This is a genomic window from Pseudomonas sp. YJ42 (genome assembly GCF_047225135.1).
GTDB classification, from domain to species: domain Bacteria; phylum Pseudomonadota; class Gammaproteobacteria; order Pseudomonadales; family Pseudomonadaceae; genus Stutzerimonas; species Stutzerimonas stutzeri_E.
Genome location: NZ_CP178378.1, coordinates 1,328,585 through 1,353,754 on the forward strand (window position 1 = coordinate 1,328,585; position 25,170 = coordinate 1,353,754).

Below are 25,170 nucleotides of genomic sequence, written 5' to 3' on the forward strand. Positions count from 1 at the left end.
GTTCGACTACGTCTGATGGAACGGAAAACCATGCGCTGCACCTCTTCACGCCGCACCTTCGTCAAAGGCCTGGCCGCCAGCGGCATCACCGCCGGGCTGGGCATCTGGCGCCAGCCGGTGTGGGCCGTTGCACGCCCCGATCAGCTGAGTGATCAGGGTGTGCTGGCTGGCACCGAGTTCGACCTGACCATCGATTCGATGACGGTCGACTTCACCGGCAAACGCCGCACCGCCATGGCCATCAACGGCAGCATCCCCGGCCCGCTGCTGCGCTGGCGCGAAGGCGACACCGTGACGCTGCGGGTGCGCAATCGGCTGCCACAGGACACCTCGATCCACTGGCACGGCATTCTGCTGCCGGCCAACATGGACGGCGTGCCCGGCTTCAGCTTTGCCGGCATCGCCCCGGACGGCCTGTACGAATACCGCTTCAAAGTGAAGCAGAGCGGCACCTACTGGTATCACAGCCACTCGGCCTTCCAGGAACAGCTCGGCGTCTATGGCCCGTTGATCATCGATCCAAAGGAGCCCGAGCCGTTCGCCTACGATCGCGACTATGTGGTGATGCTCAGCGACTGGAGCGACGAAAGCCCGGCCCGGGTGCTGGCCAAACTGAAAAAACAGGCCGATTACTACAATCGCGGGCGGCGCACGCTGGGTGATTTCATCAATGACGTGGCCGAACAGGGCTGGAGCGAAACCCTGAGCAACCGCTGGGCCTGGGCGAAGATGAACATGTCACCGACCGATCTCGCCGATGTCAGCGGCGAAACCTACACCTATTTGCTCAACGGCCAAGCGCCGGACGGCAACTGGACCGGTCTGTTCGAAACCGGCGAGCGCATTCGCCTACGGCTGATCAACGGCTCGGCGATGACCTACTTCGACTTCCGTATTCCGGGGCTCAAGCTTACCGTGGTCGCGGTGGACGGTCAGAACGTCGCGCCGGTGGAAGTCGAAGAACTGCGCCTGGCCGTGGCCGAAACGGTCGACATCATTGTCGCCCCGGTTGGCCACCAGGACGCCTATACCCTGTTCGCCCAATCCATGGACCGCAGCGGCTATGCCCGCGGGACTCTGGCCACGCGCCAAGGGCTGAGCGCCCCGGTACCGCAACCCGATCCTCGCCCCGAACTGAGCATGAGCGACATGGGCCATGGCGATCACGGCTCGCATGGCACTGGCGGCTCACAGCAGCCGATCTCCCCTGGCGCCACCAGGCACGACGCGATGAATCATGGCGAAATAGAACACGGGCAGATGGATCAGGAACAAATGAATCATGCGGGAATGACCGGCATGGGTCATTCAGCGATGGGCCATGGCAGCGCCCGCCCCATGAGCGGCAGCCAGATGCAGACCCACCCGGCCAGCGAAACCGACAATCCCCTCGTGGATATGCAGACCATGATGCCCGTTGCCAAGCTGGACGATCCCGGCATCGGACTGCGCGACAACGGTCGCCGTGTATTGACCTATGCCGACCTGCGCAGCGTCTTCCCCGACCCGGATGGCCGCGAGCCGACACGCACCATCGAGCTGCACCTGACCGGCCACATGGAGCGTTTCGCCTGGTCATTCGATGGCGTCCCCTTCGCCAATGCCAAACCGGTTCGCCTGACGTACGGCGAGCGGGTGCGCTTCGTGTTGGTCAACGACACCATGATGCACCACCCCATCCATCTGCACGGGATGTGGAGCGACCTGGAAGACGAGCACGGCAATTTCAAGCTTCGCAAACACACCATCGACATGCCACCCGGCTCCAGGCGCAGCTACCGCGTCACCGCCGATGCTCTCGGTCGCTGGGCCTATCACTGCCACATGCTGATGCACATGGACCTCGGAATGTTCCGTGAAGTCCGCGTTGAAGAATGAAGGAGAACCCCATGACCAGGTTCAAGCAAAACACCCTGCTCGCCTTCGGCCTGTTCGCCGCCCTGCAACTGGGCGTCGCCCATGCACAGCGCGAACACGAAGGGCATCACTCCGAGAATGCACCGCAAGCAACCCAATCCAGGTCGCAGCAAGGCGGCATGAGTCAGGGCATCGGTCACGACAAGATGATGCAGATGCATGACGAGCACATGGACGGTCACATGGACCACGGCAACATGGACAATGGCCAGATGAACCAGAACATGCCCAAGGGAGCCGAACAGGGCCAGCAGCATGACCACTGACAGGCCGCGCACCACCATAATCCAGGCGAGGCAAAAGGCCTTCAGGTCGCCTGTTCGGCTGTCGCTTGCCATCGCCCTGGGCCTGGTCGCTGGAGCGAGCCAGGCCCAGGAGACCATGGGCCATGCCGGTCACGGAGCGCCGATGGACCACAGCCAGATGAATCACGAAGCTATGGATCATGGCGGCATGCACCACGGCTCCACATCACAGGACGCCGGCGCGCATCCGCCGACAACCGGAATTCCGCCAGGACAGGAAACCCGTTCGCCGGTACCGACGATTAGCGATACGGACCGCGCTGAGGCATTCCCCAACTTGCCGCCACACCAGATGCACCAAGGTGGGTCGAATTTTTTTGTCCTCGCCGATCAGGTGGAATGGCAGGATGCCGGCGACGGCAGCGCGCTGGCCTGGGACCTGTCCGGCTGGCTCGGCGGCGACATCGACCGCATGGCCTGGCGCTCCGAAGGCGAACGCACCAACGGCCACACCGACGAAGCTGAACTGCAGCTGCTCTGGAGTCATGCCATCAGCCCTTGGTGGGAGACTGTCGCCGGCATTCGCCAGGACTTCGAGCCCGGCTCGGCGCAAACCTGGGCGGCTCTCGGCATACAGGGAATGCCGCTGTATGGGTTGGAGACCGAAGTCACCGCTTTCATCGGCGAAGGCGGCCAGAGCGCGCTGCGCCTGGAGGCCGAATACGACATGCTGCTGACTCAGCGCTGGGTGCTGCAGCCCACTGTCGAAATCAATCTGCATGGGCGCAATGACGAATCTCGCGGCGTCGGTTCGGGCCTCAGCGAAGCCAGCGCTGGATTGCGCCTGCGCTACGAGATCAGCCGGCAATTCGCACCATATGTGGGTGTAAGCTGGAACCGTGCTTATGGCAACAGCGCTGACCTGCAGCGTGCCGAAGGTGAAGATGCAAATGAAGCCCGCCTGGTGGCGGGTATCCGATTCTGGTTCTGAGACTGCCGGTCCATGCTTAAAACCCTGACAATATTGCTGCTGGCTGCCCTCGCGATCCTTCTGATCGGAGCAGGTGTGCTGTACTCCGGCGCGATCAATATCGCCGCAGACAGTCCTCACACCTCACCGGTTCACGCACTGCTGGAAATCGCTCGCGAACGCGCCATTACGATTCGTGCCCGCAACATCGAGGTGCCGGATCTCACTGACGCGGAGCTGATCCGATCGGGCGCTGGCAACTATGACGCCATGTGCGTCGCCTGCCACCTGGCACCCGGTATAGAGGCCACAGAACTGAGCAATGGGCTCAACCCGGCGCCCCCGGCCCTCACCGATACCAATCGGACGCATGATCCGGCCAGCGATTTCTGGATCATCAAGCACGGGATCAAGGCCACCGGCATGCCCGCCTGGGGCAAGAGCATGGAGGACCCGTACATCTGGGGTCTGGTCGCGCTTTTGGAGCAACTGCCGTCCCTGACTGCCATGGAGTACCGCACGCTGGTGACCACCAGCGCCGGCCATCAACATGGTGGAGGCGAGACGCTCGATCACCATGGCAGGCAGCCTGATTCGAACGATCACGGGCAGGGCGACCTGCCACACGACGCCAACGGTCAGCGGTCCGTGCCGGCACCTGGCAGCAATGTCCACCACCACGCCGATGGCACCAAGCACGTGCATTGACGGGCCTGCTGCGACGCCTGGAGGCGTCGCAGCAGGCTGTGCGGTGTCAGCTCGGCGGGGTTTCAGGCAGCGCCTGGTTCTGGCTGGGCTGACGGTAGGCATCGCGCCAACCCTGATAGCGCTGCTCCTGCCAGACGAGATGGTGCAGTCGCGCCATACCGTCCGGATCGTTGAGCAGGCGCCAGCGTGCCGCTTCGACTAAACCGTTGGGGCCGGCCTCGAGAATCTGCTGCAGGCGCTGCTCTCGCAGCAGTTCGGCACCGGGTACTACCTTGGCGTGACGCGCCCGTGCCATTGCACACACCAGCGCGTTGTAGATCGGATCAACCGTCGCGGCGAGGAAGCCGTCGTGCAAGGCGTTGTCCTGGTTCTGCCGAGTGTAGCGATCGGTCGAAGCCAACTCCTGCGGCGGATTGAACTCCTCCGGAATCAGAAACAACTTGCGGCGAAAGGCTGCGAGTCCCAGGCCGGTGCGACTGGTGATCACCGACACCGGAGCCGAGAGGATCAGCGACACCACGATCGGTGCCAACCACCACAGGAACGCCGGATCGAGCCAGGCGACCAGACCCGTCCAGAGCACGCCCAGGAGCATCTGCGAACCATGCCGACGTAGGGCCTCGCTCCAGGGCGTGGCGTTGTCGGCGCGCTGCGGTGAGTTCCACTGCACCGACCAACCGAGAAACGCAGCGGTGACGAATACCGTGTGAAACAGCATGCGCACCGGTGCCGCCAGCATCGAAAACAGGGTTTCCAACAGCATCGACAGCAACAGGCGAATGCGCCCGCCATACTCGTGGGCGCCCTGAATCCAAATCAGCAGCACGCTGAGCAGCTTCGGCAGGAAGAGCAGCGTCAAGGTCGCCGAGAACAGCGCAATGGCTTCCTCCGGATGCCATTGTGGCCACAGCGGGTAAAGTTGGTTCGGCTGCAGAAAGTACTCCGGCACCATCAGCGTGTGGATCGCCAGCAGCCCGGTCGACAAGGCCAGGAAGACGAACCAGAGCGGGGCCGACAGGTAAGACATGACACCCGTGAGGAACACGAAACGATGCACGGTGTGCATGCCCTTGACCAGAAACAGCCGGAAGTTCATCAGGTTGCCGTGGCACCAACGGCGGTCGCGCTTCAACTCATCGAGCAGGTTCGGTGGCAGCTCTTCGTAGCTGCCCGGCAGATCGTAGGCGATCCATACCCCCCAGCCAGCCCGCCGCATCAATGCGGCCTCGACGAAATCGTGGGACAGGATGTCGCCGGCGAAGGCGCCTTTGCCCGGCAGCGGCGCCAAGGCGCAATGCTCGATGAAGGGTTTGACCCGAATGATCGCGTTGTGCCCCCAGTAATGGGACTCGCCCAACTGCCAGAAATTGAGCCCGGCAGTGAACAGCGGGCCGTATACCCGCGTCGCGAACTGCTGCATCCGTGCATAGAGGGTATCCATGCCCGACGCCTTCGGAGCGGTCTGGATGATACCCGCACCTGGATTGGCTTCCATCAGCCGCACCAGGCTGGTCAGGCAGTCGCCGCTCATCACGCTGTCGGCGTCGAGCACCACCATATAGCGATAGCTGCTGCCCCAGCGACGGCAGAAGTCGTCGATGTTGCCGCTCTTGCGCTTCACTCGGCGACGGCGACGGCGATAGAAGATGTGGCCGAAGCCGCCGACATCCCGGCAAACCTCCAGCCAGGCCTTCTGCTCCGCGACGCAGGTGTCCGGATCGTTGCTGTCGCTGAGCACGAAGATATCGAAATGCTCGATTTGCCCGGTCGCCTTGAGCGACTCGTAGGTCGCCCGCAAACCGGCGAACACCCTTGGGACGTCTTCGTTGGCGATCGGCATCACCAGCGCGGTGCGCGCCTCGCGCGGAATCGGTTCGTCACCCAGAGTATTGGCCGAGATGTTGTATCGGTCATGACCTTTAAGCAGCTGGAAGAAGCCCATCAGCGCCGTCCAGAAACCCACCGATACCCAGCAGAACAACAACGCGAACAGCATCAGAATGCTGGTTTGAACCACGTAGGGGAGGATCTGCCTCGCAGACTCCTGCCATGGCTGCTGGAACACTTCCTGTAGATCCACCAGCGCCCAACCCTGGTACGGCAGCACTGATTTCATGTGCCAGGTGGCGATGACGGTCTGTACCAGCATCAACACGAGCAAGGTCGTGCGTCGGAAGGCTGCGACCTGACGCCAGCCCGAGCGATCAACGGACTGAGCGGGGGGCAGCTCAACCGTGCGGTTCTTCTTGCGTAGAAAACGCCACCAGCTCAGACGCAACACGTTGGTATGCCAGGGCTCTGGCACCATTCGAGTACGCACGATAGGCGGCGTCGAATGAATGCAGACACGCCCTTGATGATCGAGCCCGAGCGCCCTGGCACGCTCCAGAACGCTCCCCCAGCCGAGCTTCAACCGTGCGGCGACCGAGCCCAGCGGTTCGTCTGCCTGCGCCTCACCGTCACTGGAGGCAGGCAGCGTGCGCGCCAGAACCCGGTGCACATCCTCCAGCCCACCGCCGGCCTGCTCCACCTCGTGAAGCAAGACCTGACGTTGCTCGACATCGAGCGGTAGCTGGCTGACATAGCGGCCTGCTATCGAAGGTTCCCCAGGGTTATTCATGAGTAGGAATCTGGTAGCTCCAGGTTTCGGACAGCGTCTTCTCGCCATCCACCAGCGCGGCGCGCAGCTCGACCGGCCGTTTGGGATCGCGCACCTTCAACCGCAATGTCAGACGCCAGCCCTTGGTCACCGGGTTATGCCGAAGGTTGTTCTCCACCAGCTCGGCATTGTCGCCGATGCTCACCCGTGTGCTGACCGGCGCATCCGCCGCCAGCTCGGCCAGGTTGGGGCCGACAAAATCGACGATCAAGGCGGTACTGCCATCGGGTTGGCGGATCAGGTTGGATTGCTTCACATCGCCGGTGGACAGACGCGTCTGGTGGACCCAGGCCAGCGCGGGATCATGCAGCGCCGGCTCGTCCATGGTGAAGTGCAGGCGATAGTCGAGGTTCAGCGGCTCACCTGGCTCCGGCCGTTGTTCGGGCACCCAGAAGGCAACGATGTTGTCGTTGGTTTCGTCCGGTGTGGGGATCTCTATGAGCTCCACACGCCCTTTGCCCCAGTCGCCCCGGGGCTCCACCCAGCCGCTCGGGCGCAGATCGTAACGATCGTCCAGATCCTCGTAACGGCCGAAGTCCCGAGTGCGCTGAAGCAGTCCGAAACCACGGGGATTTTCAACGCTGTAGCTGCTGATCGACAGCCGCTTGGGGTTATTAAGCGGTCGCCAGATCCACTCGTCAGCGCCGGTATGGATCGCCAGCCCTTCGGAGTCATGCAGCTGCGGACGGTAATTGAGCAAGGCGCTGGGTTGGTTGGCGCCGAACAGATACATGCTGGTGAGCGCAGCGATACCGAGCTTCTGCACCGGCTCGCGCAGATAGACCCGTGCCTGGACGTCGACGGTGCTGTCCTTGCCGGGCGTGACCACCATTCGGTAGGCCCCGGTGGCACGAGGCGAATCCAACAGCGCATAGATCACCAGATTGCGCCGATCGGCTTGCGGGCGCTCGACCCAGAACTCGCGGAAGCGCGGAAATTCCTCACCGCTCGGCAGCGCCGTGTCGATCGCCAGACCGCGGGCCGACAGGCCATACACCTGCCCCTTGCCGATAACGCGGAAATAGCTGGCGCCGAGCAGCGTCATCAGCTCATCCGCCTTGTCCGCCTTGTTCAGCGGATAGAGCACCTTGAAACCGGCGAAGCCGAGATTCTTCAATGATGCAGGGTCGATCTGCACCTTGCCGAAGTCGAACATTTCCGGCTCGTAGCGGACCTCTTCGACCCCCGCAGCGGTGATCTCGTTGATCTTCACTGGCACGTTGAAGTGCATGCCCTGATGGTAGAACTGCACCTCGAACGGCGTCGGCTCGTCGTGCCAGAGTGCCTTGTCGCCCCGAAAGCGAAGTTGCTGATAATCGGCGAACGCCATGTCGCGAAACACCGGCGGCAGATTGCTCTGCGGCGCCGCGTAATCCTGCGCCGCCAGTTTTTCAGCTTTTTTCGCTACATCGTCGAGGTTGAATGCCCAGCCATGGCTGGCAAACAGACTCATGCACAGACTCAACGCCATTCCCAGCGCCCGCCCTTTGCGAGCGCCTGTTCCGAAATGAAAGGTACGTGACACATCGCCTCCTGAGCTATCACGATTACCGCCGACCGTTTTCCGGCCCGGTTTGCTCTCGTTGGTCTACCGCAACGGGAAATGATTCCCTGCGTAAACAAGCGAAGCGGCGAATCATCCCATGCCGCACAAGCGCCGGATAGCTACCTGAAGAAGACTTTTTGCGGTCGCCGAGCAGCTCTGCATCGCCAGTCCGAGAGGGCCAGGCGCGCGACGCCCAACGGCGACCGCGACACCTCACTGCAACCTGAAACGCCCTTGCGTCACGTGTTGCGAATCCAGCCCGACCTGCACCTCGAACTCGCCTGGTTCGGCGACACGTTGCAGCTGCGCATTGACGAATTTCAGGTCGTCTTCGTCCAGGCTGAAACGGATCTCTCGCGCCTCTCCCGCTTTGAGGGCGACCTTGCGAAAGGCCTTGAGTTCCTTCACCGGACGAATCACCGAAGCCACCTCATCGCGGATATACAGCTGCACCACGGTGGCGCCGTCACGCTGCCCGATGTTCTTCACCGTTACGCTGGCTTCCAGGCTACCTCCACGTGGCATGGTTGGGCTCGACAAACGCACCTCGGACAGCTCGAAATCGGTGTAGCTCAGGCCATAACCGAAGGGATAAAGCGGTCCATTGGGCTCTTCGAAATACTGCGACGTGTAGTTGCCAGGCTTGCCCTCTACGTAGGGTCGGCCGACTCGCAGGTGGTTGTAATAGGTCGGGATCTGTCCCACCGAGCGCGGGAAGGAGATCGGCAGCTTGCCGGAGGGGTTGTAATCGCCGAACAGTACGTCGGCGATGGCATGGCCGCCTTCGGTGCCGGTGAACCAGCTTTCCAGGATTGCATCGGCATTCGCCTTCGCCCAGTTGAGGTCCAGCGGTCGGCCATTCATCAGCACCAGCACCAGCGGCTTACCGGTTTCCTTGAGTGCCTTCAGGAGCGCCTGTTGGCTTGGTGGGATCTGCAGGCTGGTACGGCTCGACGCCTCGTGGGACATGCCACGCGATTCGCCCACCGCAGCGACGATCACGTCGGCCTGCTTCGCGACCGCTATCGCCTCATCGATCATCGCCTCGGGCGAGCGCGAGTCCTGCACCACCTCGGGGTTATCCCAGTTGAGAAAGTTCAGATATTCGACCATATGCGGGTCGTCCGTGATGTTAGCGCCCCGTGCATGGAGCAAATTCCCCTCCTCTCCCAGTGCATCGAGCAGGCCTTGGCGCAGCGTCACCGATTGTTTAGCGACCCCCGCTGCGGACCAGCTGCCCATCATGTCGATAGGCGAATCGGCCAGCGGGCCGACCAACGCGACGGTGCTGCGCTTGGTCAGCGGCAGCGTCTGGGCATGGTTTTCCAGCAATACGATCGACTGGCGCGCAACCTCCCTCGCCGCCTGACGGTGCAGCCGGCTTTCCGCATTGACGTCTTTCGGGTCGTCCTTGGCTACACCGATACGCCGGAACGGATCGTGAAACAGACCCATGTCGTATTTGGCGCCGAGCACCTCGCGCACCGCCGTGTCGATTTCAGCTATCGCGACCTCACCTGCCTTAACCAGGCCCGGCAGCTCCTGGCGATACAACGAGTCGGCCATGCTCATGTCAATGCCAGCCTTGATCGCCAACCGGGCGGCCTCGCGTCCATCGCTCGCCACGCCATGACGCAGCAGCTCGCTGATCGCGCCGTGGTCGCTGATGGCGATGCCATCGAATCCCCAATCGCGCCGCAGCAGATCCTGCAACAACCAGGTATTGGCGCTGGCTGGCACGCCGTTGATGGAGTTCAGCGCAACCATCACCCCACCCGCCCCTGCGTCGATGGCGGCGTGATAGGGCGGCAGGAAATCCTGATGCATGCGCATCGGACTCATGTCCACCACGTTGTAGTCGCGTCCGCCTTCGACCGCACCGTAAAGGGCGAAGTGCTTGACGCTGGCAGTCACGCTATCAGGCGCGGCCGGTGATTCGCCTTGATAGGCATGAACCACGGTGCGAGCAATTTCAGAGACCAGATAAGGGTCTTCGCCAAAGCCTTCGGACGTCCGCCCCCAACGTGGATCGCGGGAAATATCGACCATGGGCGCGAAAGTCATGTCCAGCCCGTCAGCACTGGCTTCGATGGCCGATACGCGTCCGCTGGTAGCGATGGCATCTAAGTCCCAACTCGACGCCAGTCCCAACCCGATGGGGAAAATTGTCCGATGGCCGTGCACCACGTCGTAGGCGAAGAAGATTGGGATCTTCAACCGGCTGCGCAGGGCTGCTTCCTGCATCGGGCGGTTGTCGGCACGCGTGACCGTATTGAAGGTGCCACCGATATGGCCGCCTGCCAGCTCTTCGAGGATGCGCTCACGCGGCATGTCTGCGCCGATGCTGATCAACCGCAATTGACCGATCTTCTCCTCCAGCGTCATCTGCTCGATAAGACTGCCGATGAATGCCGGCTTGTTGTCCAACAACGAAGATGGTGGCTCGGCAGCGGCCGATTGCAACGAAAGACCGGCGATCAGACCGAGCAGATAAAGCCTTTTCATTATTTGGATATTCCTTGGCCTGCGAGGCGTATGGACGAACCACTGGGGGCCGGTATGGACCGGCTGGAACAACTGCTGAGTATGGATACTCCACGAGCGCGCAACCAGTGATATACGAGCGCAACACGCCCGCGTTCCCGCATCGGGGTCGACTTGCCCAGCGCGCGGCTCAGCGGAAACCCGCTCGCACGGTATTCGATCAGCTGTTATTTCACCGCGGCGAAACGCTTCACCGAGCCGAGCCAGGCGTCGTCCAGCGCCTGCTGATCGGGATCCAGCCCGCGTGCCTCCATCAACTGGCGGTGCCGCTCGATGTCGCCCCTGACTTCACCAAGCGATGCACTGTTGCCGTCCAACTGATGCATCTGCGTCAGGCCGAGGTGATAAAAACGCAGCAGCTTGATCGCCTCCGGATCGTCCGCCGCGATGCCTGCGGTCACGTGGTGCATGAGGTTGGTCACGCTCATCAGGCTGCGCTTGAGCCGCCAGCCATAGGCGGCAGCCGTCATCCAGGGCTGTTTCCAGTAGACGAAACGCACCAGAGCGGCGGTCAGAAAGAGTCCGAGCGCGACGCCGGCGATGTTCCAGCGCAAGTTATCCGTGCCCGGATCGCCGAACAGCGCGACGGCCAATGCGGCCAGCCCCATCGCCAGCACCGCGAAGGTCGCCACTATCACCAGCGTGCTGCGACGTGTCTGCTGCCGATAGGCCTCAGGATTGAGAGGCTTGATTTCGAATACCACCATGTTCGCGATCCCTTGGTTGAGCAGGCTGAGCAAGGCAGCAGCCGGGGCCACATTATCACCCAGCTCACCGCCGGACAGCTGACGCCGGACAGCGATTGCATCAGTTGACAGCGAACGATGGGGCTGTGTCTGAATCTCCTTCCATCCAAAGGCGTGACGCCGCTACCGAAGCGGGCACATCGACTTTCACGCACCCACCGCAGCCTCTATGATCAGCGAATCGCCGCCGCCCAGAAAAAGGACCACCATCATGAGCCGCTACGAGATCTCGTTTTCCGGTGAGCTCGCACCGGGCGCTACGCTCGAACAGGTCGAGGCCAACCTGGCCCGTCTGTTCCAGGCCGATGCCCAACGGATCGCCGTGCTGTTTTCCGGTCGCCGCATCGTGATCAAGCAGGACCTCGACCATGCCAGCGTGGAGAAATACCGCACGGCCATGGCCCGCGCCGGTGCCGTCGCCGAGGTCAGACCGATGCCGGTGGAGGTTGAGGAAATCGAGCTCGCCCCGCCACCAGCAGAGACGCCGCCAACGGCCACACAACCGACCGCTTCCACACAGACCGGCACGACCCCAGGTCCGCTGAAAGTGGCGCCACGTGACGAATACATGGCCGCGTTCGCCGATGTCGAGGCGCCGGATTTCGGCATCGCGCCCGTCGGTGCCGACCTGCAGGATGCCCGCCCCGCTGCCGAGCCTCCGGCTGTCGATCTGTCACAGTTCAGCCTCGCCCCGGTGGGCAGCGACATGGGCGAACGGCGCCGCGCCAGCGACGCGCCCGTGCCGGACACCTCGCATCTCAAATTGCAGGACTGATCGCCCGTACCCCAGCCGTCCCTTAGATGCTCACCTTGGTGAGCACACCTTCGTTAGGTGGGCTTTAGCCCACCAGTGTCCCCGCGAGCGAACTCGCAGCGCTGCGCCGTGCTCCAACCCTACAAGCCCGCCAAGTGCCTGTATTCATGGATCTCGTCGTTGCCCGCCCCGAAGGTCTCTACTGTCCACCCGGTGATTTCTACATCGATCCCTGGCGGCCGGTAGAGCGCGCCGTCATCACCCATGCCCACGGCGATCACGCGCGTTGGGGCATGGACCATTACCTGGCCTCCAGCGACAGCGAAGGCATCCTGCGCTCGCGCATCGCCGCCGACATGCCGCTACAGACGCTGGCCTACGGCGAATCCATCGAGCATCACGGAGTGAAGCTCAGCTTCCACCCAGCCGGCCACGTGCTCGGCTCGGCCCAGGTGCGGTTGGAGCACAAGGGCGAAGTCTGGGTCGCCTCGGGCGATTACAAGGTGGAGCCGGACGGGACCTGCGCGCCCTTCGAGCCGGTGCGCTGCCATACGTTCATCACCGAATCGACCTTCGGCCTGCCGATCTACAAATGGCCCGCGCAAGCCGAAGTATTCCGCGAGATCAACGACTGGTGGCGCGCCAACGCCGCCGCGGGCCGGCCGAGCGTGCTGTTCTGCTACGCCTTCGGCAAGGCGCAACGGATCCTTCATGGGCTGGATGAAACCATCGGCACCATCGTCGTCCATGGCGCCGTCGAGCCGCTGAACAAGGTATACCGCGAGGGCGGCGTCTATCTGCCACCCACCGTGTATGCCGGCGACCTGAAAAAAGGCGATCCGCGGCTCAAGCAGGCGCTCGTCCTCGCCCCGCCCTCTGCCGGTGGCAGTACCTGGATGCGCCGTTTCGGCGACTACGCCGATGCCTTCGCCAGCGGCTGGATGATGCTGCGTGGCACCCGCCGCCGGCGCGGCGTGGATCGCGGCTTCGTGCTGTCCGACCATGCCGACTGGCCCGGCCTGCTCTGGGCCATCGAGCAGACCGGCGCCGAGCGGGTGATGGTGACCCACGGCTCGGTGCCGGTGCTGGTGCGCTATCTGCGTGAGATACGAGGGCTCGATGCCCAGGCCTTCGAGACCGAATACGGGGAAGAAGACGACGCGAATACCCAGGAGGCTGAATGACCCACCTGCTCTATTCGCGCTATCCGCATAGCGAGTCCGCTCAGGCGTCCCCTGAAGGCGGCTGCCGATGAAAGCCTTCGCCACCCTCTACAGCCGTCTCGATGCCACCACCTCGAGCAACGCCAAGCTGGCGGCCATGCGCGACTACTTCCGCGAAGCCGACCCCGCCGATGCGGCCTGGGCCGTCTATTTCCTGGCCGGCGGCCGGCCGCGTCAGCTGGTGCCGACCCGCGTGCTGCGCGAGACCGCGATGCAGGCCTCGGGGTTGCCGGAGTGGTTGTTCGAGGAGAGTTACCAGGCAGTCGGCGACATGGCCGAAACCATTTCGCTGTTGATTCCCGAAACCCAGCACAGCTCGGACGACGGACTCGCGGTGTGGATGCAGGACAAATTACTGCCCCTACGCGGCCTGCCGCCGGAGCAATTGGCGGAGCGCCTGCCAATGCTCTGGGCGCAGCTGGACCGACTTAGCTTGATGGTCTGCATCAAGCTGATCACCGGCGCGTTCCGTGTCGGCGTTTCCAAGCTGCTGGTGACGCGGGCGCTCGCCTCGCTGGTCGATCTCGATCCTAAACGCGTGGCGCAGCGGCTGGTGGGCTACACCGACCTGTCTCACCGCCCTAGCGCCGAGGGCTACCTGGCGCTGATCGCCGACGAGTCCGAACACGAACATGCGCAACGCGGCGGCCAACCCTATCCCTTCTTTCTCGCTCATTCGCTGCAGGCACCGGTCGAAGAGTTCGACACCCTACTCGGCCCGCCGGAGAACTGGCTCGTCGAGTGGAAGTGGGACGGCATCCGCGCCCAGTTGGTCAAACGCGACGGGCAGATCTGGATCTGGTCGCGCGGCGAGGAGCTGGTCAGCGATCGCTTTCCGGAACTGTGCGAGCTGGCCGACGGCCTGCCGGACGGCACGGTGATCGACGGGGAAATCCTGGTCTGGAAGCATGCCCCCGACGCGTCGCCGAATGAGTTGTTCGACGTCCACCAAGGCCAGCCAGCAGGTGGCTCAGAGCGATTCGGCGTGCAGCCGTTCGCCCTGCTGCAACAACGCATCGGCCGCAAGAACCTCACCGCCAAGGTGCTGCAAGACGCGCCGGTCGCCGTGCTCGCCTACGACCTGCTGGAATGGCAGGGCGATGACTGGCGACAACGCCCGCTGCGCGAGCGCCGACAGCGACTCGAGGCGGTGGTTGAGCAATGCCCCAGCCCGCGCCTGATGACCTCACCGCGGGTGGAGGGAAACAACTGGCCAGACCTGGCCCGCCAGCGCGAGGCCTCACGCGCCCTGGGCGTCGAAGGCATGATGATCAAGGCGCTCGCGGCGCAGTACGGTGTCGGCCGTACCAAGGACGTCGGCGTCTGGTTGAAATGGAAGATCGATCCCTATTCCATCGATGCCGTGTTGATCTACGCCCAGCGCGGTCATGGGCGTCGCGCCAGCCTTTATACCGATTACACCTTTGCCGTGTGGGACGGCGAGCCGGGCGATCCCGAGCGCAAGCTGGTACCGTTCGCCAAGGCCTATTCGGGTCTCACCGACGAAGAGATGCGCAAGGTCGACGCCATCGTGCGCAAGACCACCGTGGAGAAATTCGGCCCGGTACGCAGCGTGACGCCGACCTTGGTGTTCGAACTCGGCTTCGAAGGCATTGCCGCCAGCAGCCGTCATAAGAGCGGCATCGCCGTCCGCTTTCCACGCATGCTGCGCTGGCGCCTGGACAAGCCGGTGGACGAGGCGGATAGCCTGGAGACGTTGAAGGAATTGCTCGGATGAGCAACTGCCGGCAATGCTCGCCTAGGTCTGCGAACCGTGCTTCGATGGGTTTCACCCATCGCCGCGCGCCAATTGAGCGTCCCCACGCTCCCGTACGGGAGCAATTACCAACCGTACCCTTTGCGCGGCGCCACCCATGCCGTTAAAAGCACCAACCCTGCCCGAATTCTGGTTCGGCAGCCGAGGCTGGCAGCCTTTCGCGTTCCAGCAGGAGGTATGGCAGGCCGTGCAGAACGGCGAATCCGGTCTGCTCCACGCCACGACCGGGTCCGGAAAAACCTACGCGGTCTGGCTCGGTGCGCTGAATAGATTCGCCGCCGCGCCGAATGCTAAAAACGAACCGCTGAAGAAGACCGCACCTTCGGACCAGCCCGCGCCCCTGACCGTGCTTTGGATCACGCCAATGCGGGCGCTGGCGGCCGACACCGCCCGCGCGCTGCAAGCGCCGCTGGACGATCTGGGCATCAATTGGCGCGTGGGCCTGCGCACCGGTGATACCTCCAGCACCGAGCGTGCACGCCAGAGCCGACGGCTACCCAGCGCACTGGTCACCACGCCGGAAAGCCTGACGCTGTTGCTCACCCGCGCTGATGCCCGTCAGGCCTTTGCCGGCTTGCGCATGCTGGTGGTGGACGAGTGGCACGAGCTACTCGGCAACAAACGCGGCGTCCAGCTGCAACTGGCGCTGGCCCGGCTGCGCCGCTGGATGCCGGAGCTGATCGTCTGGGGCCTCTCCGCGACGCTGGGCAATCAGCCGCACGCGCTGGACGTCCTGCTGCACCCCGGGAAGGGTCGGCTGGTGCAGGGCAAGGTCGACAAGGAGCTGCACGTCGACACCCTGCTTCCGCCGAGCATCGAGCGCTTCCCCTGGGCCGGCCATCTCGGCCTGCGCATGCTACCGCAGGTGGTTGAGGAGATTGACTCGGCCGCCACCTCTTTGGTCTTCACCAACACCCGTTCGCAGTCGGAGCTCTGGTACCAGGCAATTCTCGATGCGCGCCCGGACTGGGCCGGGTTGATCGCCCTGCACCACGGCTCGCTGGCACGCGAGGTACGCGACTGGGTCGAGCAGGGCCTCAAGCAGGGCGCGTTGAAGGCCGTGGTCTGCACCTCCAGCTTGGATTTGGGCGTGGATTTCTTGCCGGTCGAGCGAGTGCTGCAGATCGGCTCTCCCAAAGGTGTAGCGCGGCTGATGCAACGCGCCGGCCGTTCCGGTCACGCGCCGGGACGGGCCTCTCGAGTCACCCTGGTGCCGACCCACAGCTTCGAGGTGGTGGAGGCCGCTGCGGCCAAGGTCGCGGTTGCCGAACGACGGATCGAGGCACGCAGCGCGCCGCATCGGCCGCTGGACGTGCTGGTGCAACACCTGGTGAGCATGGCGCTGGGCGGCGGTTTTCGTCCCGACGACTTATTCGCCGAAGTCCGACAAGCCTGGTCCTATCGCGAACTGGACGACTCGCAATGGCAATGGGCACTGGCCTTCGTCCGCCACGGCGGGCACTCGCTAACGGCTTACCCGGACTATCAACGGGTCGAACCGGACGAAACGGGCCTATGGAAGGTCCCCAGTCGGCGTGTCGCGCTCCGCCATCGGATGAGCATCGGCACCATCGTCAGCGATGCCAGCCTGACGGTGAAATTCTGGGCCAAGGGTGGCAGCGGCCGCGCCTTGGGGACCATCGAAGAGGGCTTCATTGCCCGCCTGCGCCCCGGCGACAACTTCCTGTTTGCCGGCCGGCTGTTGGAGTTGGTGCGGGTCGAGAACATGACCGCCTACGTCAGCCGCGCCACGGGCAGGAAAGCCGCCGTGCCGCGCTGGAATGGTGGCCGCATGCCTCTATCCAGCGAACTCGCCGATGCCGTGGTCGAGCAGCTCGGCGCCGCCTCGCGTGGCGAGTTTGCCGGCGATGAAATGCACCTGGTAGAGCCGTTGCTGCGGGTTCAGATGGGCTGGTCGACGCTGCCGACCGAAACCACGCTGCTGGCTGAGGTAATGAAGTCCCGCGAGGGCTGGCACCTGTTTCTTTACCCGTTCGCGGGACGTCACGTGCATCTGGGGCTTGCCAGTTTGCTGGCCTGGCGCATGGGTCAGCGGCAGCCCGTGACCTTTTCCATCGCGGTGAACGACTATGGCTTCGAGTTGCTCTCGGCGACCGAAGTGGACTGGCAGCACTGGCTGACCCCGACCTTGTTCAGTCGGGACGATCTGCTGCATGACGTACTCGCCAGCCTCAACGCCGGCGAACTGGCGCGCCGGCGTTTTCGCGAAATCGCCCGCATCGCCGGGCTGGTGTTTTCCGGTTATCCCGGCGCGCAGAAAAGCGCGCGGCAACTGCAGGCTTCCAGCGGACTGTTCTTCGATGTGTTCCGTCAGTACGACCCAAGCAATCTGCTACTGACCCAGGCCGAGGAAGAAGTGCTGCGCCAGGAACTGGAAGTCGAGCGACTGGAACACACACTAACGCGGCTGCAGCAGCGCCGGCTGGATATTCATCCGGTCAGGCGCACCACACCTTTGGCGTTCCCGCTGATGGTCGAGCGGTTCCGCGAAAGCATGAGCTCGGAGAAGCTGGCCGATCGCATTCGGCGGATGGTCGCCGAGCTGGACAAGGCCGCAGGGCCAGGCGGCTATCAGCCGGAAGCGAATGCCCAGATCGCGGTTGAACGCGAAACCAACCCGAAGCGCAAGCCGCGCAAGACCAAGGACGGAACGCCCCGATTGAAAAAGGCGAAACCATAGCCTGCCGCGAAAAACAGCCCTGCACCCGGATTGGTGGGAGGCGCGCCCGTGCCGCAGATGCATGGGAACACGCGCAAGCCCGCGATAGACTTGCTTGCATGACCCCACACCTGCCCATTGAGCTGGAACAGACCGAGCTCTGGTTGCTCGCCGACAAGGCCATCTACTGGCCAGAACGCCAGACGCTGCTGATCGCCGACATCCACTTCGGCAAGGCCGCCGCGTATCGTCGTCTCGGACAGCCAGTGCCGCATGGCACCACACAAACCAATCTGCTGCGGCTCGACGCGCTGCTGGCGCGCTACCCGTGCCATCAGCTGATATTTCTCGGCGACTTCCTGCACGCGCCGGAATCCCAGACGCCCGCCGTCCTGGCGCAACTCCAGCATTGGCGCGCCAGTCATCCTGAACTCGCTATCACGCTGATTCGCGGCAACCATGATCGGCGTGCCGGTGATCCGCCAGCGTATCTCGACCTGACCGTCGTCCCCGAACCGCTGCTGCTCGGCCCTTTCGCGCTGCAGCATGAGCCCGACCCGCACGCCACTCACCACGTGCTGGCCGGTCATCTGCACCCGGCTTTCCGCCTCACTGGGCGTGGGCGCCAACACCTGCGCCTGCCCTGCTTCTGCATCGGCGAGCGGGTGAGCCTGCTTCCCGCGTTTGGCGATTTCACCGGAATGATGGAAGTCGGCGCAAACGCGGGTCGGCGTCTGTTTGTGGTTGGGGATAACAGCGTGTGGCGAGTGGCTTGACCGGCAATCAGGCCTGCGAAATACCGGTTACGGTGATACCAAAGCGCTCGGCCAAGCGTGTGGCCGGTGTTTCCTCTATATCCGGATCATGCTCGTAAGCATCGTCCTCTCCGGCATAGTCCAATTCGGCCTTTTGCGTAACCAGCGCTACCGCCTCGTCGATATCCGGCTGGTGATCGGATTCGGTTCGGAGGATGGAAGTGTTGCCGTCTTTGCTGTACGCGATGATCCAAGTTGTCATGGATGCCCCCTCTTCTAGCGCCTTCGGCAATTCGTTCGCCGATATCGGCGTCGCTTTGTTTAGAGACTAGCCCGTCGTGTTCGGTTCTGCCGCTTATGCTTGATTCGGACGACCTGCCGAACGGTCTGAACAGGGCCTTAGAGCGTAGGTCATCGGTAGAGAGGAGAACAGGAGACGAGGCCATGATTCGATCACGCCCAAGGTCTACCGAGACGACCGAGGAACAACTGGTTGAACTGCTGCGTCACCATGCGACGCCGCTGCCTGCGGTCGACGACCCGGCGTTTGCGGCGCACTTCGACGCGTTCGCCGACGCCCGGGTCGTACTGATCGGTGAGGCCAGCCACGGCACTTCGGAGTTTTACCGCGCCCGAGCCGCCATTACCCGACGGCTGGTCGAGCACCACGGTTTCAACATCATCGCCGCCGAAGCGGACTGGCCGGATGCGGCGAAGATCGACCGCTACGTACGCCACCAACAGCCACCGAGCTGGGTCGAGGAAGGTTTCAAGCGCTTCCCGACCTGGATGTGGCGCAACCAGGAAGTCGCCGATTTCGCCGGTTGGTTGCGCAGTCACAACGAAGCCCTGGCACTCGAGCGACGCGTGGAGTTTCGCGGCCTGGACGTTTACAGCCTCGGCTCCTCGATCCGGGAAGTGCTGGACTACCTTGACCGCGTCGATCCGCAGGCTGCCAGCGCTGCGCGCCGCCGCTATGGTTGCCTCAGCCCCTGGCATGAAGAACCGGCCATCTACGGCCATCAGGTGATGCTCGGCGAGCCGTCCTGTGAGGACGCGGTGGTCGAGCAATTGCGTGCGCTGCTCGATCAGCGGCTGCAATACCTTGAACGGGACGGCGCCAGCTTCTTCAATGCCGAGCGCAACGCCCGCGTGGTACTCGCTGCGGAGCAGTACTACCGGGCCATGTACCAGGGCTCGGCAGAATCCTGGAACCTGCGCGACCGGCACATGTTCGACACCCTCCGCGCATTGCTGGAGCACCGTGGCGCCGATGCCAAGGCCGTGGTCTGGGCGCACAACTCGCATATAGGCAATGCCGCCGCAACATCCATGGGCTGGGGCGGCGAGTTCAATATCGGTGAGCTGTGCCGTACGGCCTTCGGGCGCGACGCGGTGCTGATCGGCATGGCCACCGATCGCGGCGAGGTGTCGGCTGCGGACAACTGGGACGAACCGATGCAACTCAAGCAGGTCCGCCCGTCACGCCCGGATAGTTGGGAGCAGCTGTTCCTGCGCACCGGTATCGCAGCGTCACTGACCAGCTGGCGCGACGATGCGCCGTTGCGCCAGGCCCTAGCCAGGCCGCGTCTGGAGCGAGCCATCGGCGTGATCTACCGTCCGGCGACCGAACGCCAGAGTCATTATTTCCAGGCCATACTGTCTGAACAGTTCGACGCCCTGATATGGCTAGAGCAGACCACCGCGGTGACGCCGATCGGCCCTCAGCAGATCGACGATGAAATCGTTCCGGATACCTACCCATTCGGAGAGTGAGTCATGCGTGCGTACATGTCTGAATCCCATCTGTTTCGCGACCGCAGCCATGCCGGCCAGGAACTGGCCGAAGCACTGCAGCACTTGGCCGACCTGAAGCCGCTGGTGCTCGCCCTACCCCGTGGCGGCGTCCCAGTTGCCTTCGAGGTGGCGCGTATCCTCCAGGCACCGCTCGACCTGGTGCTGGTGCGAAAGATTGGTGCGCCCGGCAATGAGGAATTGGCACTGGGCGCCGTGGTCGACGGCGCAGAACCTAAATGGGTCATCAATCAGGAGTTGTTCAACCAGATCGCACCACCCCCCAACTGGTTCGAGAAGGAAATGCAGCACCAACTCGCGGAACTGGAGCGCCGTCGCCAACGTTACTGTGGCGAGCGAGCCGCACCTGCGCTTAACGGCCGCTGCGTGATAGTCATCGACGACGGCGTCGCCACGGGCGCGACCGTGAGAGCTGCGCTGAAGGGACTGAAGCAATCGAGCCCCAGCAAAATCGTGCTCGCCGTGCCCGTGGGGCCGCGTGAGGAAATCGAGATGCTGAGAACGGAGGTGGACGAATTGGTCTGCCTGGCGATGCCCGAACCATTCATCGGTGTCGGCCGCCATTACGGTGACTTCGATCAGACGAGTGACGAGCAGGTCGTCGACCTGCTCGCGCGCGCTCAGGCCTTCGCTACCGACACGCCGGAGGCAAGTACGGGAAGTCAAGCCACCGGAGCGGGCGGCGGCTGATCCGGAATGGTCGGCTCGCCCGGCTCACTCGGTAGATCCGGTACACCGGGCTCTTCCGGATCGCCTGGCACGCCATTGGCCTGCAGGTCGAACCCGTCCAACGGGTCCGCATAACGGATGTTTCCCATGTCGTTGCCCTCCACTACATTTGGCCGGCAGTTCCGGCTGGTCTATATCAGTAGAGGGCGCGTCATCGGGTTCGATCCGTCCATCTGTCGGACGTGATGGCCAGGTATTACCACATCAGATCATCAGGGATCTGGTAGGCGGCGTAAGGATCGTCCGCATCCGGGGCTTCGGTCTGGGTATTGAGCTGCACGATGCGGCGCGGGTCGCGCTCTTGAATCTTCAGCGCCGCCTCGCGCGGGATCACCTCGTAACCACCTCCGTGGCGGACGATGGCCAGCGAGCCGCTGGACAGCTTGTCACGCATCAGTTTGTTCACCGAGAGGCGTTTGACCTTCTTGTCGTCGACGAAGTTGTAGTAATCCTCGGTGGTCAGCTTGGGCAGGCGGCTGGTTTCGATCAGTTGCTTGATCTGCGCGGTACGGGCTTTCTGCGCGGCTTTTTCCTGCTGCTGACGGTTCAGCTCTTGATCGCGGGCGAGCTTTTCAGCCTGGGCCTTGAGTGCCGCTTCACGCTGAGAGTCATCCTTTTCGATCTGGCCTTTCTTCACCAGGCGTTGCTGTTTCTGCTGCTGCTTGCCGGCCTGCTTGGCCTGCTTCTCATTGACCAGCCCGGCTTTGAGCAGCTGATCGCGAAGGGAAAGACTCATGTGTCGGCTCGTCTCGTGATGAATTCAAAATGGACGCAGGTAAACATGCGTAATGGCGCTGGAGCGCATTGTGGTGGATGTGAAAAGCGACATCCACCCTCGCGGCTAGCCGCAGGACGATGAGCGCTCGGCTTTCTTGGCCTCGCCCCACAGCGCGTCGAGTGTTTCAAGGTCGCAATTTTCGATGGCCCGTCCGCTGTCTCGCAAGGCTTGCTCGATGAAACGGAAGCGACGTTCGAACTTGCCGTTGGCCGCACGCAGGGCGTTTTCCGGATCGACCTTCAGGTGCCGCGCCAGATTCACCACGACGAACAGCAGGTCGCCAATCTCCTCGGCGATCGCCTCGGGATCGTTCTCGCTCATGGCTTCGAGCACTTCGTCCAGCTCCTCGCGGACCTTGTCCACTACCGGCAGTGCGTCCGGCCAGTCGAAACCGACCTGGGCGGTGCGCTTCTGCAGCTTGGCAGCGCGGCTCAAGGCAGGCAGCGCGTTCGGCACATCGTCGAGTAGCGACAACTGCTCCGGCGCGGCGGATTTCTCCGCGCGTTCCTCGGCCTTGATTTCTTCCCAGCGCGCTTTGATGGCTGCCTCATCGAGACGGGGCAGCTCGGGCGAGCCGTAGAGATCGCCGTCAGGGAAGACATGCGGATGCCGACGCAGCAGCTTGCGGGTGATCCCGTCGACCACCGCATCGAACTCGAAACGTCCTTCTTCTTTCGCCAGCTGGCTGTAATAGACGACCTGGAACAGCAGATCACCCAGCTCACCGGGCAAATGATCGAAGTCACCGCTCTCGATGGCATCCGCCACCTCGTAGGCCTCTTCGAGGGTATGCGGCACGATGCTGGCGTAATCCTGCTGCAAGTCCCATGGGCAGCCGTGCTGCGGATCGCGCAGCCGGGCCATCAGGTGCAGTAGGTCATTGAGCTGGTACATGGGAGTCCTCGGGCAAGCGGCAGCCGTTGCGGCAATTCGGTGGATGTAAAAAGCGACATCCACCCTACGGAGTCAAGCCGATTGTAGGGTGGATCGGGGCGCGTAGCTGACGCGTCACCCATCCACCGTGACGCGACCGGCGATTCCGCCGACCTTGTACCTTACGCAGCTCTTTGGCGCTTAGCTTCGATGATATTGGGCAGCTGAGAAATACGGCTCAGCAGCCTTCCCAGCGCATCCAGCCCCGGTATTTCAATGGTCAGGGTCATCTGCGCGGTGCTGTCTTCCTTGTTCGAACGCGTATTGACGGCGAGCACGTTGATCCGCTCGTTGAGCAGAATCTGCGACACATCTCGCAGCAGGCCAGAACGATCGTAAGCACGGATGACGATATCGACCGGGTAGGTTTTCTCCGGGATCGGCCCCCAGCTGACCTGGATGATCCGCTCCGGCTCGCGCCCAGCCAGTTGCAGCACCGAGGCGCAATCCTGGCGGTGGATGCTGACACCACGGCCCAGCGTGATATAGCCGACGATGGGGTCGCCCGGCAGCGGCTGGCAGCAGCCTGCCATCTGCGTGAGCAGATTGCCGACGCCCTGGATCTGTACATCACCACGCTTGCCCGGTCGGGTGCTGGTCGGGCGCCGGGGAATCAGTTCGAGCTGATCGGCGACGTGGCCATCCGGCTCCACCAATTGCTGCGCATGATTGACCAGTTGGGACAGACGCAGGTCGCCTGCACCGAGCGCGGCGAACATGTCCTCGGCGGTCTTCAGGTTGGCTTTTTCCGCCAGCTTGTCGAAGTCCACCGGGGGTAGATCCAGGCGTCCGAGCTCACGCTCGAGCAGCGCCTTGCCGGCCGCGACGTTCTGATCACGGGCCTGCAACTTGAACCAATGGACGATCTTCGCCCGCGAGCGCGAGGTAGTGATGTAGCCCAGGTTCGGGTTCAGCCAGTCACGACTCGGCGAGCCGTGCTTGCTGGTAATGATTTCGACCTGTTCGCCGGTTTGCAGGCTGTAGGTCAGCGGTACGATGCGCCCGTTGATCTTGGCGCCACGGCAGTTATGGCCGATCTCGGTGTGCACGCGGTAAGCGAAATCCAGCGGCGTCGCGCCCTTGGGCAGGTCGATCGCATGGCCATCCGGGGTAAATACATAGACCCGGTCCGGCTCGATATCCACTCGCAACTGATCGGCCAGACCACCGATATCGCCCAGTTCCTCGTGCCACTCGAGCACCTGACGCAACCAGGAAATTTTCTCTTCGTAGTGGTTGGAGCCGGAATTGACGTCAGTGCCCTTGTAGCGCCAGTGCGCACATACGCCCAGTTCGGCTTCCTCGTGCATAGCCTGGGTACGGATTTGCACCTCAAGCACCTTACCTTCCGGGCCGAGCACGGCGGTATGCAGCGAACGGTAGCCATTTTCCTTCGGATTGGCGATATAGTCGTCGAACTCCCTGGGAATGTGTCGCCACAGGGTATGCACGATACCCAGCGCGGTGTAGCAGTCGCGGACTTCCGGCACCAGCACGCGCACGGCGCGAACGTCATAGATCTGGCTGAACTGCAGGCCCTTTTTCTGCATCTTCCGCCAGATCGAATAGATGTGCTTGGCGCGACCGTCGATTTCGGGGTGAATACCGGTAGCGGTCAGTTCATCCTTGAGTTGCTGGACAACGTTCTGGATGTACTGCTCTCGATCCAGCCGGCGCTCATGCAGCAGCTGGGCGATCTGCTTGTATTGCTCGGGCTCGAGGTAGCGGAAGGACAGATCCTCCAGCTCCCACTTGATATGCCCAATGCCCAGGCGATGAGCCAGCGGCGCATAGATATCGAAGACTTCACGAGCAACGCGGTGGCGCTTGTCGTCATCGGCGTTCTTCACCGCGCGAATGGCGCAGGTGCGCTCGGCCAGCTTGATCAGCGCGACGCGAACGTCATCGACCATGGCCACCAGCATCTTGCGCAGGTTTTCTACCTGGGTCTGGGTCCCCAGCACCAACGACTCACGCGGGTTGAGACTGGCGCTGATGGCAGCCATGCGCAGCACGCCTTCGATCAGCTTGGCCACCACCGGGCCGAACTTCTGGTGCACCTCCGCCAGCTGAATCTTGCCCTCGCGTACGCCGCGGTAGATCACCGCGGCCACCAGACTGTCCTGGTCGAGCTTGAGGTCGGCAAGTATTTCAGCGATCTCGAGGCCGGTCTGGTAGCTGGAGGTGCCTTCGCTCCACAGATTCTGTGCCGCGTTGGCCTGCTGTTCGGCTGCGCGAGCGAACTCGCAGGCTTGCTTGAGTGCGTCGCGGTCGAGTGCCGGGTCCATCCCCAACACATGATCGAGCCAGCCATCGAGATTGATACTGCCGTCGGTGTTGATCGGCTGAAGCGCTCTGACCTGGACCATCTTTCAACTTTCCTCTACGCAG

At 63.0% G+C, this 25,170-nt stretch carries 20 protein-coding genes; 11 read left to right on the plus strand and 9 right to left on the minus strand.

Going from position 1 to position 25,170, the window contains the following annotated elements; translation table 11 throughout:
* The first annotated feature begins 30 nt into the window (after positions 1-30).
* The 4 genes from ACL0K2_RS05860 to ACL0K2_RS05875 all read left to right on the plus strand — a co-directional run bounded on the left by ACL0K2_RS05860 (position 31) and on the right by ACL0K2_RS05875 (position 3,840).
* A complete protein-coding gene (locus tag ACL0K2_RS05860; protein WP_413043997.1) occupies positions 31-1,878 on the plus strand; it encodes a copper resistance system multicopper oxidase in 1,848 nt (615 codons plus the stop codon).
* Positions 1,879-1,889: 11 nt separating this feature from the next.
* Positions 1,890-2,183 (plus strand): hypothetical protein, encoded by a 294-nt coding sequence (locus ACL0K2_RS05865; RefSeq protein WP_413043998.1) that lies wholly within the window; start codon positions 1,890-1,892, stop codon positions 2,181-2,183.
* A gap of 115 nt (positions 2,184-2,298) precedes the next feature.
* Positions 2,299-3,153 carry a copper resistance protein B gene (locus ACL0K2_RS05870; protein ID WP_413044444.1) on the plus strand — a complete coding sequence of 285 codons (855 nt, stop codon included), beginning with the start codon at positions 2,299-2,301 and terminating at the stop codon, positions 3,151-3,153.
* A gap of 12 nt (positions 3,154-3,165) precedes the next feature.
* A complete protein-coding gene (locus ACL0K2_RS05875) occupies positions 3,166-3,840 on the plus strand; it encodes a c-type cytochrome (RefSeq protein ID WP_045162773.1) in 675 nt (224 codons plus the stop codon).
* 46 nt (positions 3,841-3,886) lie between these two features.
* Here ACL0K2_RS05875 and mdoH read toward each other — a convergent pair whose 3' ends face one another.
* The 4 genes from mdoH to ACL0K2_RS05895 form a co-directional block, all read right to left on the minus strand.
* Positions 3,887-6,460: a glucans biosynthesis glucosyltransferase MdoH gene (gene mdoH / locus ACL0K2_RS05880; protein ID WP_413043999.1), complete on the minus strand. Its 2,574-nt coding sequence runs from the start codon at positions 6,458-6,460 to the stop codon at positions 3,887-3,889.
* Entirely contained in the window at positions 6,453-7,970 is a 1,518-nt protein-coding gene (locus ACL0K2_RS05885; protein ID WP_239611932.1) for a glucan biosynthesis protein G, read from the minus strand. The genes mdoH and ACL0K2_RS05885 overlap by 8 nt, the downstream gene beginning before the upstream one ends.
* Before the next feature lie 288 nt (positions 7,971-8,258).
* A complete protein-coding gene (bglX, locus tag ACL0K2_RS05890; RefSeq protein ID WP_413044000.1) occupies positions 8,259-10,550 on the minus strand; it encodes a beta-glucosidase BglX in 2,292 nt (763 codons plus the stop codon).
* A 206-nt stretch (positions 10,551-10,756) separates the two neighbouring features.
* Positions 10,757-11,296, minus strand: a complete 540-nt coding sequence (locus tag ACL0K2_RS05895) for a DUF3087 domain-containing protein (RefSeq protein ID WP_045162794.1) — start codon at positions 11,294-11,296, stop codon at positions 10,757-10,759.
* Positions 11,297-11,546: 250 nt separating this feature from the next.
* On the opposite strand from ACL0K2_RS05895, the gene ACL0K2_RS05900 reads away from it, so the two are divergent.
* From ACL0K2_RS05900 to pdeM, 5 genes are all read left to right on the plus strand, one after another.
* Positions 11,547-12,110 carry a hypothetical protein gene (locus ACL0K2_RS05900; RefSeq protein ID WP_413044001.1) on the plus strand — a complete coding sequence of 188 codons (564 nt, stop codon included), beginning with the start codon at positions 11,547-11,549 and terminating at the stop codon, positions 12,108-12,110.
* A 146-nt stretch (positions 12,111-12,256) separates the two neighbouring features.
* Positions 12,257-13,273, plus strand: coding sequence for a ligase-associated DNA damage response exonuclease (locus ACL0K2_RS05905; RefSeq protein ID WP_413044002.1), 1,017 nt, complete (start codon positions 12,257-12,259; stop codon positions 13,271-13,273).
* A 67-nt stretch (positions 13,274-13,340) separates the two neighbouring features.
* Complete coding sequence (locus ACL0K2_RS05910) at positions 13,341-15,050, plus strand: ATP-dependent DNA ligase (RefSeq protein WP_413044003.1); 1,710 nt, start codon at positions 13,341-13,343, stop codon at positions 15,048-15,050.
* A gap of 136 nt (positions 15,051-15,186) precedes the next feature.
* On the plus strand, positions 15,187-17,790 hold the full coding sequence (locus ACL0K2_RS05915; RefSeq protein ID WP_239611864.1) for a ligase-associated DNA damage response DEXH box helicase: 2,604 nt from the start codon (positions 15,187-15,189) through the stop codon (positions 17,788-17,790).
* A 98-nt stretch (positions 17,791-17,888) separates the two neighbouring features.
* Positions 17,889-18,545 carry a ligase-associated DNA damage response endonuclease PdeM gene (pdeM, locus tag ACL0K2_RS05920; RefSeq protein WP_045162781.1) on the plus strand — a complete coding sequence of 219 codons (657 nt, stop codon included), beginning with the start codon at positions 17,889-17,891 and terminating at the stop codon, positions 18,543-18,545.
* Between the two features lie 7 nt (positions 18,546-18,552).
* Here the strand turns inward: pdeM and ACL0K2_RS05925 are convergent, their stop codons facing one another.
* Positions 18,553-18,786, minus strand: a complete 234-nt coding sequence (locus ACL0K2_RS05925; RefSeq protein ID WP_045162782.1) for a hypothetical protein — start codon at positions 18,784-18,786, stop codon at positions 18,553-18,555.
* A gap of 182 nt (positions 18,787-18,968) precedes the next feature.
* Between ACL0K2_RS05925 and ACL0K2_RS05930 the strand changes: the two genes are divergently transcribed.
* A complete protein-coding gene (locus ACL0K2_RS05930) occupies positions 18,969-20,300 on the plus strand; it encodes an erythromycin esterase family protein (RefSeq protein ID WP_413044004.1) in 1,332 nt (443 codons plus the stop codon).
* A gap of 15 nt (positions 20,301-20,315) precedes the next feature.
* Positions 20,316-21,029 carry a phosphoribosyltransferase gene (locus ACL0K2_RS05935; protein ID WP_413044005.1) on the plus strand — a complete coding sequence of 238 codons (714 nt, stop codon included), beginning with the start codon at positions 20,316-20,318 and terminating at the stop codon, positions 21,027-21,029.
* Here ACL0K2_RS05935 and ACL0K2_RS05940 read toward each other — a convergent pair.
* The 4 genes from ACL0K2_RS05940 to relA all read right to left on the minus strand — a co-directional run bounded on the left by ACL0K2_RS05940 (position 21,002) and on the right by relA (position 25,148).
* Entirely contained in the window at positions 21,002-21,157 is a 156-nt protein-coding gene (locus ACL0K2_RS05940; protein WP_413044006.1) for a hypothetical protein, read from the minus strand. The genes ACL0K2_RS05935 and ACL0K2_RS05940 overlap by 28 nt on opposite strands.
* A gap of 107 nt (positions 21,158-21,264) precedes the next feature.
* Positions 21,265-21,804, minus strand: a complete 540-nt coding sequence (locus ACL0K2_RS05945) for a DUF2058 domain-containing protein (protein WP_021207675.1) — start codon at positions 21,802-21,804, stop codon at positions 21,265-21,267.
* Positions 21,805-21,909: 105 nt separating this feature from the next.
* A complete protein-coding gene (mazG, locus tag ACL0K2_RS05950; RefSeq protein ID WP_045162785.1) occupies positions 21,910-22,740 on the minus strand; it encodes a nucleoside triphosphate pyrophosphohydrolase in 831 nt (276 codons plus the stop codon).
* 161 nt (positions 22,741-22,901) lie between these two features.
* Positions 22,902-25,148 carry a GTP diphosphokinase gene (gene relA, locus ACL0K2_RS05955; protein WP_045162786.1) on the minus strand — a complete coding sequence of 749 codons (2,247 nt, stop codon included), beginning with the start codon at positions 25,146-25,148 and terminating at the stop codon, positions 22,902-22,904.
* Positions 25,149-25,170: the final 22 nt, after the last annotated feature.